This is a genomic window from Roseateles sp. P5_B10 (assembly GCF_056400485.1).
Genome location: NZ_JBFULE010000101.1, coordinates 1 through 12,278, shown reverse-complemented (window position 1 = coordinate 12,278; position 12,278 = coordinate 1). Strand labels below are relative to the sequence as shown.

8 protein-coding genes and 1 tRNA gene are annotated in these 12,278 nt (G+C 66.5%); 3 read left to right on the top strand and 6 right to left on the bottom strand.

All coding sequences use genetic code 11. From position 1 onward, the window contains the following. The 5 genes from AC1DU6_RS09480 to AC1DU6_RS09460 form a co-directional block, all read right to left on the bottom strand. Nucleotides 1-408 (bottom strand): beta-N-acetylhexosaminidase family protein (locus AC1DU6_RS09480; protein ID WP_477856882.1); only part of this gene is annotated, 408 nt, incomplete at its 3' end. Nucleotides 409-469: 61 nt separating this feature from the next. After that, complete coding sequence (locus AC1DU6_RS09475; protein WP_477856881.1) at nt 470-1,456, bottom strand: hypothetical protein; 987 nt, start codon at nt 1,454-1,456, stop codon at nt 470-472. After that, complete coding sequence (locus AC1DU6_RS09470) at nt 1,453-3,285, bottom strand: rhamnogalacturonan lyase (protein ID WP_477856880.1); 1,833 nt, start codon at nt 3,283-3,285, stop codon at nt 1,453-1,455. The genes AC1DU6_RS09475 and AC1DU6_RS09470 overlap by 4 nt, the downstream gene beginning before the upstream one ends. 95 nt (nt 3,286-3,380) lie before the next feature. Further along, nucleotides 3,381-6,527 (bottom strand): TonB-dependent receptor, encoded by a 3,147-nt coding sequence (locus tag AC1DU6_RS09465; protein ID WP_457389070.1) that lies wholly within the window; start codon nt 6,525-6,527, stop codon nt 3,381-3,383. A gap of 376 nt (nt 6,528-6,903) precedes the next feature. Further along, nucleotides 6,904-8,256, bottom strand: a complete 1,353-nt coding sequence (locus AC1DU6_RS09460) for a TolB-like translocation protein (RefSeq protein ID WP_477856879.1) — start codon at nt 8,254-8,256, stop codon at nt 6,904-6,906. A gap of 120 nt (nt 8,257-8,376) precedes the next feature. Here AC1DU6_RS09460 and AC1DU6_RS09455 point away from each other — a divergent pair, with 120 nt between their 5' ends. The 3 genes from AC1DU6_RS09455 to pepA all read left to right on the top strand — a co-directional run bounded on the left by AC1DU6_RS09455 (nt 8,377) and on the right by pepA (nt 11,111). After that, entirely contained in the window at nt 8,377-10,023 is a 1,647-nt protein-coding gene (locus AC1DU6_RS09455; RefSeq protein WP_477856878.1) for a rhamnogalacturonan acetylesterase, read from the top strand. A gap of 54 nt (nt 10,024-10,077) precedes the next feature. Beyond that, nucleotides 10,078-10,154: transfer RNA gene (locus AC1DU6_RS09450), tRNA-Met, on the top strand. Between the two features lie 165 nt (nt 10,155-10,319). Beyond that, a complete protein-coding gene (gene pepA / locus AC1DU6_RS09445) occupies nt 10,320-11,111 on the top strand; it encodes a flocculation-associated PEP-CTERM protein PepA (RefSeq protein WP_457322676.1) in 792 nt (263 codons plus the stop codon). A 29-nt stretch (nt 11,112-11,140) separates the two neighbouring features. Here pepA and AC1DU6_RS09440 read toward each other — a convergent pair whose 3' ends face one another. Then, nucleotides 11,141-11,962, bottom strand: a complete 822-nt coding sequence (locus AC1DU6_RS09440) for a Crp/Fnr family transcriptional regulator (protein ID WP_457322681.1) — start codon at nt 11,960-11,962, stop codon at nt 11,141-11,143. Nucleotides 11,963-12,278: the final 316 nt, after the last annotated feature.

Here is a 12,278-nt window from a genome sequence, read left to right as displayed (position 1 = left end):
GCTCAGCGTGTAGACCCCGTAGGCCGTGCCGCGGCGGTCGGCGCCAGCGATGACGAGGGCGGCCTTCACACCAGGCTTCGGGTTGCGCAGCAGTGCGATCTGGAAACACTCCCAGCAACTCTTGAGCTTGCTGAGGTCGAGGCCGGCGGCGTCAATCTGCGCATGCCGGCCGGCCGTGCCGACCCAGATCTGCACGGCGCCCTTGTTGCCAGTCCGCAAGCCGAGGCGCTTGAAGTCTTCCGCCAGGTCTTGCGCAACGAATGCTTCCAGCGGATCAGCGTTCGCGCTGCCAACGATGACGGCGCCATCCAGCGGCAGGCTGGTAGGCGTGGCATGAGTCGAGACGTCCAGCGCCGCATGGACAGTTCCCGCAAAGAACAGGACACAGCCACAGAGCCACAGAGGCACAGAGAAAGTGCGTCTGCCTCCGTGCCTCTGTGCCTCGGTGGCTGTGTTCATGAATGGCCTTTCACCGCGCCTTGAATGCGGAACGCAGGTCCGGCGGTGGCGCGTTGCGGTCCACGGTCAGCCAGCCGTCCTGCAGCTTCATCTCCGCGACCTGGATGACGGTGCGCTGGTGCCAGCGGTCGTCGGCCTTCGCTTCAGGCTCGCCGCTCTGGTGCGTGAAGTAGAAGAGGTAAGCCCGGCCGTCGACAACGGTGACGCCCGGGTGCTGACCCTTGGCGCGGTCGGTGGGGTGCTCGCCGATGCCGGCCAGCAGTCGCGTGGGCTGCTCCTGCCAGTGCTCGGCGTCGTCGGAGCGCAGCACCAGCAGCCCCTTCCACAGGTCGGCAACCAGCCACCATTTGCCGGCGAACTGGAACACCGTCGGCCCTTCACCGGGCAGCGGGCTGACCGGGCCGCGCACGGTCCACGTCTTCATGTCGGGGCTGTCAGCCACCGTGAGCTTGCTGCCGGCCTGCTCGTCCTTGAACCACATGCGCCAGCCGCCCTGCGGCGCGCGGATGACGGATGCGTCGATGACCTTGGGCGAGCCCAGCTCCGCCTTGCCGGYGCAGGTCCAGTTGCGCAGGTCCGTGCTGGTGAGGTGCTCGATGCGCCGCTCGCCCGTCCAGCTCTTGTGCACGCCGGGCACGATGGTGAGCCACAGGTGGTACACGTCGTCGAAGTCCTGGATCTCGGGCGCCCACAGCGTGGCGCCGGTGCACTCGGCAGGGAACTTCGCCTCGCCCGACGCGCGCCAGCGGTTGCCGTCGTCCGTCGTCGCGATGCCGATGGGCGTGGCGTGCACCCAGGTCACGTCCTTGGGGTCGTCCAGCCGCAGCGTCGCGCGGCGGTTGGTGTAGAACATCTCCCAGCGCTTCAGGCCGCGGTTGAAGACGAGCGACACGTCGGCCGCGCCGTCCAGCACCGGGTCGCGGTAGAGCGGCCGCGGCGCAGGTTCCATGCTGACGCAGCCGGCCAGCGCAACAAGCAACAGCGCGACCAGCCTCATGGCGTGGTGATGGGCAGGTAGCGCGGCGGCTTCATCCCGTGGCCGAGGTGGAAGCTGGTGTGCGGCGGCTGGTTGTAGCCGGCGTTCTGCGCGGCCACCTGCACGCGGTATTGCGGGTCGTGCATCAGCGTGAMGAGGCGGTGCTCAGTCGRCACGGCCGTCGAGAAGACCAGCAGGGCCGTGCTGTCCTCGTTGCGCCAGACGACTTCCTCGCGCCAGTCGCCGAACAGGTCGGCCGACAACACCGGGTTGCCCTTGGTGCCGTTGTTGGACGCCGCACCAAACTTCTTGCCGTTCAGCACGTTCTCGAACTTGAAGCTGGCAGGGTTCCACTTGTCGATGGCGACGTGGTCCAGTGACTCGCGCAGCAGGTCGCCGTCCCACCAGATGGCGAAGTTGTAGCGGTTGGGGTGCTGCTCGCTGATGAGCTTGCCGCCCGCGCTCATCAGGCCGCCGACCGAGCCCCAGCATTCGGYGCCGGGGTAGGCCGGGTCGATGTCGAAGCAGACACCGCGGCCTACGTCGGCGTTCTTGCCGGACATGCTCCACAGCAGCTTGCCCGTGGCGGCGTCATGCATTTCCAGACCATGCTCGCCGTAGCAGCGCGGAGTCTCGTGGACCATGAAAACTTGCTGGCCCTCGCGCGCCGGGTCGAAGGCGCTGACGTGCAGCGCGTCGCCGTGGCACAGGCCGGTGCTGTAAAGCAGCTTGCCGGTGCCAGAGATGGTGGCAGCGCCGTAGATGATGTCGTCCAGGCCGTCGCCGTTGACGTCGGCCACCGAGAACCAATGCGCGCCCTGGCCCGCAGCGGGCTTGCTCGCAGCATCCGCGTCGCTGTCGAACACCCACCGCTGAGTCAGCTTGCCATCGCGCCAGTCCCAGGCGGCCAGCACGGCGCGGGTGTAGTAGCCGCGCGAGAACACCGCGCTGGGGCGTTGGCCGTCGAGGTAGGCCACGCCGGCCAGAAAGCGGTCGACGCGATTGCCGTAGGCATCGCCCCAGGCGGCCACGTCACCGCGTGGCGGTGTGTAGTCCACAGTGGCCATGGCAGCGCCGGTCAAGCCGTTGAACACGGTCAGGAACTCCGGCCCGGCCAGCACATAGCCGGCCTCGTTGCGGTAGTCGGCCTTGACGTCGCCAATCACCTTGCCCGCACCATCCACCGTGCCGTCGGCCGTCTTCATCACCACTTCGGCCTTGCCGTCGCCGTCGAAGTCGTAGGCAAGGAAGCTGGTGTAGTGGGCACCGGCACGGATGTTCTGACCGAGGTCGATGCGCCACAGCCGCGTGCCGTCGAGCTTGTAGGCGTCCAGCAGCGTGTGGCCGGTATGGCCCTTGTGCGAGTTGTCGTGGGCGTTGGTGGGCTGCCACTTCACGATCAGCTCGTATTGGCCATCGCCATCCAGGTCGGCCGCCGCGCCGTCGTTGGCCTCGTAGCGGTAGGCCACGCCGTCGGGCGTCACGCCGCCTTCGGGCTTTTGCAGCGGCACACGCAGATAGGGCTGGCTCCACGGCGCGGTGGCGGTGGACGCGGGCTGCTCCTGGCCGCCCACAACGGCGCGCACGGTGTAGAGGCTGTCGCTGCGGCCTTGCGCGTCCACCAGGTTGGTCAGCGCCTGCGGCTCGTGGTTGATGCGCTTGCCATCGCGGTAGACATTGAAACGCACCCCGGCTGGCTCCGTGCCCAACAGGCGCCAGCTGACGAACACGCCGGACGAAGTCGTCAACGCAACGACGCCGCGGTCGAGCCTCTCCATCTGCCTGGGCTGGGCTTGCGCAACGCCGGCCAACAACAGGCAGCAGACGAGGAGATGGCGCAGAAGACTCATGGTGGCGGTCAAAAAAAGCGGCCCCAGCGGAGGCGGGGGCCGGTGCGCGATCAGCGCAACACAGAGGCCATGCCGGCCCGGGAGTCCAATTCAGGTCAGAGCTTGTAGCCCAGTGTGACGTAGTAGCGGCGGCCCGACCAGGCCAGCTCGTTGGGCCGGCCCAGGTCGCCGGCATAGGTCAGCTCGGCCTGGTTGGTCAGGTTCTTGGCTTCCAGAGCCAGCGTGAAGTTCTTCGTCGCCTTCCACTGGATCTTGGCGTCCAGGTAGCCGGTCTTGTCGCTGAAGTTGGGATTGCCCGACACGTCGTTGCCGCCGGTGTAGTACTTGTCGCGATAAGCGTAGGCCAGGCGCGCGTTGAAGTTGCCGTCGTCGTACCACAGGCCCAGGTTGTAGGAATTCTTCGACATGCCTGGGTAAGGCAGAACCGAGTTGTCCAGCGGGCTGATGAGTTCGTTGCCCTTGGCGTAGCTGAACGCCATGCGCGTGTAGTTGGCATCCACGCCGAAGTTGCCCAGCCAGCCCGGCAGGAAGGACAAGGCCGTGCGGCCCGCCAGCTCGATGCCCTGCGTCTTGGCACCCTCGCCGTTGACGGCCTGGGTCACGTCGAACAGCCGACCGTCGCCGTAGAAGTTCACGCTCGGCCGGTAGACGCCGGTACGCACATAGGTGCCGATCTCGGTGCGGAAGGTGGCCAGGCTGACCTGCGTGTCGCGGCTGGGGTAGTACTCCAGGCTCAGGTCGTACTTGGTGGCGCGGTAGGGCTTGAGGTCGGGGTTGCCGGCCGTGCAGTCGTCGGTGCCGTCGCCGCCAGGGCGCGCGGGGCTACCACTGCCGGTCGTGCAGGTGACGTTGGGCGCCAGCAGGTCGATCGCCGGACGCGCCATCACCTTGGCCGCACCGCCGCGCACCAACAGCTTGCCGTTAAGCAACTGCAGCGTGGCGTTCAGGCTGGGCAGCACGTCGTTATAGCTGTTGCTGAGCGACACCACCTTGTTGCTGTTCACAAGGACTGAGCAGGTCGACACAGCGGCCGGATCGCAGGTGCGATCCACCTGCAAGCCGGTCGATGTAACGTCGGTGCGGGTGTAGCGAACGCCGACATTGCCGTCCAGCGGCAGGCCGAAAATCTCGGTACCCCAATCCAGCCGGGCATAGCCCGACTTGATCTTCTCGGTGATGTCGAAGGCCGGGATCTGCGGATAGGTTTTGCCRTCGCTGCCGGGCGTCTCGTACAGGTACTTGTGGGAGAAATCGCTGGTATCGAAGATGTTCGATGCCACCGTGGCCGCGTAGCTCGGGGCCGTCCAGTTGGTGGGAACGCCAGAGACGTCGCCATAGCCGCCCATGAAGGTGCCGGGCGACTTCGTGCGGATCGTGTTGACGACCTCCTGCATGCGCGCGCCGGTCACATAAGACGTCTTGAAGCCGCTGTTGATGAAGGTCTGCGCGTCGTTCGGGCGTTGTGCCGCGCCGGTGTAGAGCGGGTCCCAGATGAGGGTCTGGTTGACGTTGGCCGTGCGGGCGTTGATGTCCACCGCCTCGTTGGTGGCGGCGAGGCTGCCGTTGTTCTGCACCAGGTAGCCGCCGCCGTTGTACTGGCGCGAGGTGGATTCGCGCATCTGACCGCCGAACCACAGGCTTTGGAAAAAGTTGTGGTCGAAGTTGTACTGGAAGTCCAGCTTGCCCTGGCGCTCAGTGTTCTTCGTGGCCGAGGGGCGGTACTGCAGCTGGGCCTGGACATAGGACGACGCGTTGTCGGGGCTGTAGGCCGTCGGGAAGGTGAACTGCGGCAGGTGGTTGGCGTCGAGCTTGACGACCAGGCCGGGCGCGTTCTGCGTCAGCACGATGTTGTTGCTCTCGCTCTTGTAGTCCGACTTGGAGTCACCCAGCAGGCCTTCGACGCGCCACTTGTCGTTCTTGAACTTGAAGCCCGCGGAGGTGTACTTGGACTTGACGTCCAACGCGAAATCGCGTGCCGACGTGCTGAACGCGCCCTGGCCACCCTGGCCGGCCACGTTCAGGCAGTTGCCCACCGTGAACTGCGTGACGTGGTGGTTCTCCACCGTCATGCCGGCCGGCGTGGCGGCCGCCGGCGCGGCCACGCAGGTGCCTCCCGACGGAACGCCGGTGGCCGAGTAGACGGGCGCATTGCCCGCCGAGTTCAGCCGCGTCACCGCCGAGAAGTCGGTGCCGTAGTTCATGTCGTTGAGCCGCTGCGCCTGCGTGTTGGCCTGGTAGCTCACGTAGGCGTCCAGTTCCTTGGTGAACTGGTATTGAGCGGTCAGTTCGGCGGAGCTGCGCTCGTGGTCGCGGGTCCAGATGCCGTAGCGCGAGATGCGCGGCGAGTAGTCGAACCACTGGCTCCGGCAGGGCGCCTGGTCGGCGGCGGCCAGGCTGTTGCAGCCGGCCGAAGTGGTGACTGCCGCGGCGTTGGCGTTCAGGCTGGTGAGGGTCTTGTCGGCCGAGAAGTCCCAGTCGCGCAGGAAGGCCCAGGACGTGTTGCGCGAGAAGTCGCCGCGCGTGTAGATCTTGTCGTAAACGAGGTTGGCCATCAGGCCCAGCTTGCCGTCCAGGAACTTGTCGGCCAGCAGCAGCGTGCCGCGTGGCTGCGTGCCGCCGCGCAGGCTGCCCTGCTCGGCCGACAGCGTGCCGGCGATGGTGCGCTTGGTGAAGTCCAGCGGCTTGCGCGTCGTGATGCGCACCGTGCCGCCGATGCCGCCTTCGGTCAGGTCGGCGGTGGAGCCCTTGATGACGTCGATGGAGGCGATCAGCTCCGACGCCAGCTCGCGCAGCTCGGCGCCCCGGCCCGCGGTGCCGGCGGTGCCCAGCACCGACATGCCGTTGATCTCGACGCGGTTCAGGTTGGGCTCAACGCCGCGGATGGAGACCTGCGAGCCTTCGCCGAACGAGCGCGACAGCTGCACGCCGGTGATGCGCGACAGCGCCTCACCGACGTTCTTGTCCGGGAACTGGTCGATGTCTTCCGCAACGATGCTGTCGCTGACGGTGGAGGCGTTGCGCTTGCGGTCGATGGCGCTCTGGATGGAGCGGCGGATGCCGGTGACGGTGACCGTGTCGAGTTGCTGGGCCTTGGCCTTGTCGGCGGCCGCAGGTGCCGAAGCGGCATCAGCCGGCGCGGCGGGCTGCTGGGCGTGCGCCTGGCCGGCCAGGGCCGCCGAGATAGCCAGGGCCAGCGGCGTCCAACGCGAAACCGGCGAACCACCGTGAATCTTCTTCAGCATTTTGTCTGTCTCCGAAAATATCAACCGGGGAGAACTCGAAAAGGCTCTCTTTAATGCCCCGAAGACAGTCTAGGGGCCGGTTTTGCGCTGTGTTCACACGCCGGCAAAGAATCACGACCGTGATTGCTTTGACTCCGCAAAAACCCTTGAAAGGCGCAGATTCGCTCAAATTCCTGATTAACCCGGCCCAGCGGCTGAGCGCGCAACGGCCCAATGGCCAGTGATGCGGCCATGCGCCAGCCGCGTGCCGGCAATTTGAGCGTTAGGCAATATGGCGCCCGATTTTCAATATCAACAAACCCGCCCGCGACGGTTTCATTCGAACGAATCGAATATCAATATTTGAATATTGGCGTCGAACCGTCAGCGTACAAGCTCACGGCTTGCGCTCGACCCAAGCCTGGGGTACCGGCACGGTGCAGATATTCATCTCGCGTCCGTCCGCGGCGAGCATGGCGGACTGGATCTGGATCTTCTTGCCGTCCGGGCTGAAGGTCGGGTGCGGGTGGTCGCGCGCCGTCGTCTTGTGGCCGGTGGTCAGCAGGATCATTTCGCGCGTCTTGCGGTCGATCAGGTAGAGGCTGCGGCTGAAGTCGTCGCCAACCGCAAAGCGCCCGTCTGACGAGCCGTGGACATGCCACAAGCCGCTGCCCGAGGGTGTCTGGCCCGCAATCGTCATCTCCCGCGTGCGCAGGTTGACGATGGCCAGGCCCGTCGGCTTCTCGCGCGTGCCGGCATCGCCCCAGGCGGCGTCCTGACCGGGGTTGGCGCCGCCCACGTCGGTGGCGGCCGGCCGGCTCGGATCAACGACGCCGGGAATAGCGCGGTGGCCCATGATGGCCAGCGCCACCTCGTCCTTGCCGATGAAGGCCTCGTGCGTGACCCATTCATACGGCGCTTCCGGGTAGAGCGGCCGCAGGCCCGTGCCGTCGCCCTTGACCGTCCAGGTCCGCTGCGGCGACTTGCCGCCCGTCTCCCAGCTGAACACCAGCTCGCCCGGGTTCCAGCTGTTGCTCTGGATGTGGCCGATCTGGAAGGGCACCGAGACGACGTGGCGGATCTCGCCCGTCTGCACGTTGATCTTGCCGATGGCATGCGGGCCGGCGCCCATGCCGCGCGGGCCGAAAGGTGGCTCGATCTTGGTACCGGCGGGCAGCCGCGCGCCGGCGTAGGCCTTGCCCTGGATGCGGAAGTAGAACCACTGACCGTCCGCGTCGAGCGCGTTGTCGCCCACGGCTTCCAGTTCGGGCGGCAGCGTGCCGATGACGCGCTGGTAGCTGCTGGCCGGCTTGATCATGCCGGCGCGGCTGTCGGCGAAGACGCGGTCCAGGTCCACCTCGATGRCCTGCATGGCCCTGGGGGCGCCCTTCCTGTCGGGCCGCAGGAAATAGAGCTTGTTGCCGCCCGACTGCGCGAGGTTGAGCATGCCGTCGTAGCCGCCCTCGGTGACCTGCACCATCTCGCCGCTGGCCTCGTTGACGGCGATGGCTTCGCCCTTGACGCGGTTGGAGCGGAACACCAGCCACTGGCCGTCGGCCGTCCACTGCGGATGGCTGGGGTAGATCTTGGAGTCGCCGCGCGGCTGTGTGGTCAGGAAGGTCAGCAGCGCGCCGGTGACGGGGTCGGGCACGACGCGCTTCTCGGACGGGAAGCGCTGGCCGATCTGTGCCCAGGTGGACGCCGTGGCCAACAGCAGGCACAGCAGCAGGGAGGTCTGGCGAAGCGACATGATGGGTGCCCGGTAGAAGTGGCGCGACTCTAGGACTCGCTCTGTTGCGCGATGTTGCTGGGCCTCAATCGCTCAAGAACTTGCGCCGTCCTGGCCCGGCCTGCTCCTAGCATGCGCGCCATGATCCGCACGCTCATCGCCTTGCTCTCACTGTTCGCCTTGCCCCTGACACAGGCCCAGACCTTCACCGCCAGCACCGACCCCGCCCGCGCCCAGGTCAAGCTGCCCGAGCCAGCCAAGCCCGAACTGCCGTCGCTGATCCTCATCGGCGACTCGACGGTGCGCAATGGCCAGGACGACGGCCAGGGCAAGGGAGCCGAAGGTCAGTGGGGCTGGGGCAACCCGATCGCCGCCTACTTCGACACGAACAAGATCAACGTCGTCAACCGCGCCGTGGGCGGCCTCTCCAGCCGCACCTATCGCACGAGCGGCCACTGGGACCGCACCAAGCCTTTCATCAAGCGAGGCGATTGGGTGGTCATGCAGTTCGGCCATAACGATGCCAGCCCGGTCAATGACAACAGCCGCGCCCGCGGCGTGCTGCGCGGCATCGGGCCCGAGAAGGAAGACATCGACAACCTGCTGACCGGCAAGCCGGAGACGGTCTACACCTACGGCGCCTACCTGCGCGGCTACATCGCCGAGATCCGCGCGGCCGGCGCCACACCCGTCATCTGCTCCCCAGTGATCCGCAAGCGCTGGGAGGTGGATGGTGTGAAGGTGATGCGCGCAGGCGGTAATTTCGCGGCTTGGGCCGCCGAGGTGGCCAGGCAGGAGGGCGTGGCCTTCATCGACCTCAACGAATGGGGCGCGTTGCGCTATGAGGCGCTCGGCAAGGCCACGGTCGAGAAGCTCTTCCCTGCCGACACGCCGCAGGAGACCRTACACACCAACTGGCTCGGCGCGGCGGTCAACGCGCAGCTCGTCATCGCCGGGCTGATCCAGAACAAGGTGCTGCCGGACGCCGTCTACACCCGCCGCTTCGCGCCCGACGGCTCGGACGACCGGCCCGTCGTCGACGCCCGCAAGGTCAAGGTCGAAGCACCTCGCGATCCCAAGTTGCCCAGCCTCGTGCTGATTGGGGACTCCACCGTGCGCAGCGGTGGCCAGAACGGCGCCTATGGCTGGGGTGAGCGACTCGCACCCTTCTTCGACACCCAGCGCATCAACGTCGTCAACAACGCCATCGGCGGCCGCAGCAGCCGCACCTTCTTCACCGAAGGCCGCTGGGCTTCCGTGCTGGACCAGCTGAAAGCCGGCGACACGCTGCTGATCCAGTTCGGTCACAACGACGGCGCCCGCATCGGCGACCCGGCCGGCAAGAACCGCGGCTCGGTGCCCGGCATCGGCCCGGAGGCGGTCGAGGACACGCGGCCTGACGGCAGCAAGGAGATGGTGCAGAGCTTCGGCTGGTACCTGGCCCGCTACATCAACGATGCGAAGGCCAAGGGAGCCCATGTCGTCGTGTTGTCGCCCATCCCGCACAAGGATCGCTGGCAGGCGGGCCAGCCGCGCGACTTCGAGAACTACGCCGCCTGGGGCGAGCAAGTGGCACGCGAGAACGGCGCCCAGTTCATCGACCTGACGATGCTGGTGACCGAGGCCTATCGCGTCATCGGTGCCGAGCGCGTCGACGCCTATTTCGCCGACGCCCGCACCCACACCAATGACGCCGGCGCCGTGTTCAACGCCACCCGGGTCGTCGAGGGCCTGAAGCGCCTGCCGGGCAAGCCGCTGCAGGCCTATCTGCGCGAGCCCACGCTGTGATCTTTCGCGACTGCTTGCCAGCCTCCAAAAACTTCGCTTAGAATAGCCGGCTCAGGCGCTTTAGCTCAGTTGGTTAGAGCGATGGAATCATAATCCACAGGTCCGGGGTTCGAGTCCCTGAAGCGCCACCAAATACCAAGCCCGCACAGCTCACGCTGTGCGGGCTTTTCGTTTGGTCGGGTCCAGATCCACCAGTGTTGGGGATGCATGTGTGAGTGCGCGCGCAGACGCCGCTCCATGCGACTGCTGTACTGCCGCACGCCCGCATGGTGTGGGCGGTCCAGCAAGGAGTTCGCATGATGCTCAACCCCAGCAAGTCGCGGTTTCCAATCCTGCACGGCGCCTCAGTCGCCATCGCGCTGATGACGGTCTGTGCCGCCGCTTCCGCGGCCCTGCCTTCGTTCACCCTCGACCCTGCTGCGGTCGGGCTGAACGGCGCGTCGCTCACGGCCGACAACATCCTGATCTCGGACTATTCCACCGTCACCATCGACGCACTGGGCAACTTCACCGAGACCGGCTATCTGCCCGTCACCGGCTTCCAGCTCGGCGGCAACGCCCTCACACCCACCGGCTTGAACACCGACTACGGGCTGTATCTCGCCTTCACCGGTACCGGCACGACGACGAACGATCCGACCACGACGTTCAATTTCGGCAACTTCACGACCTTGACCTACACGCTGTACGGCTACAACGGCACAGCGACCTTCGGCTTCAGTGGCAACACGCCCACCGAAACAGCCAGCAGTGAGGTGGCCCTGGCCAGCGGTGCCTTGATCTCGGGCAGCGTGCTGACGGTGCCGACCGGCGGCGGCACCTTCAGCCCCTCGGCCAACGCCATGCTGACGGTGGCGCTGAACCAGCCGACGTTCTTCTTGCCCAATCCCTTCTATTCGGTCGCACTGACGGCCTTCTCCAACACGCCGTCACAGGTCGAGCCGTTCGCGGGCTGCTTCCGCATTCGCCAGGGCGGCGGATCGCTGAACTTTGCGCCGGTGCCCGAGCCGAGCAGCACTGCCATGCTGTTGTGCGGCCTGGCTGCCGCAGGCTTCCTCGGCTACCGTCGCCAGCGCAAGCAGGGCTGACGCAAGGGACGCCGGGGCCAGCCCCGGCGTCAGTAGACCGGGCGGGGCCGCAGCAAGCGCTCAAACTCGCGGTGGATGGTGTGATAGCAGTCGCAGGTGCGCGTCTCTAGTCCGCTGCGATTCAGTACCGTGATATGGCCCCGCGCATAGCGGATATAGCCCCCCTGCTGCAGCCGAGCTGCAGCCAGCGTCACACTCTCGCGTCTTACGCCCAGCATGCCGGCCATGGACTCCTGGGTCAGGGTCAGCTCATCGGACTGCTGGCGGTCCATCCGCAGCAGGATGAGGCGCGCGAGCTGCTGCTCCAGGCCATGATGCCGGCTGCATAAGGCGGTCTGCATGATCTCGGCGACCAGGGCCTGCGAATAGGCCAGCAGCAGCCGGCGTACCGTGGCGTGGCGCGCGAACTCCTCGGCCACGGCAGAGGCACGCAGGCGCAGCGCCTTGCCCGGCATGTGCACCACGGCGCGGCTGCGCGTGTAGTTGCCATCGATCAGCGGCAGACCCACGACACCTTCGCGGCCAACGGTCGCCACTTCGGCGCAGGCGCCCGCGCGATCCGGCACCGAGAGCGACGCCAGCGCGGTGATCGGAAAGTACACCCACTGGATGAAGGCAGACGCTTCGTGAAGCATCTGGCCGGGGCGCAGGTGGACCCATTCCGCTTGCGCCAGCCACCTCTGGCGGTGCTCCGGCAGCAACGCTGCCAACAGTCGGTTGTATCGCCAGTCGCCCGCGTACGCCGCTCCGCGCCGGATACCTTCCTCCACGTCGTCCTGCAGCCAGGCTCGGGCGTGAACTCCCGCGGTCGAGCTCTCATCGGCGGCATGGAGGGTGGGTAAATCTTTCATGTTCAAGCCGTGTATGCGCTCTGGGCGCGGTGGACAGGCGGCTGCCAACATTTCAATTGGCAAAGGCCGTTCCCGCCTCAGGCAGCGGCAAGGATTTCCTGCCCGTCTTTGCACCGAAGGGATGCCGACGCGGCCAGCTTGAAAAATTTGCCGAATCCTTTCCATGCCGGGGACTGCCGCGCATGAGCCGCCACCAAGCTCAACCGGTCCCGTCGCTACAATGGCGGGCGCTTGGCTCGTCATGCCGAGCCCGACGGCTCGGGGCACTCCCGGGTCGTTTTCATTTCCAACCGCAGCCACTGGACACATACCATGT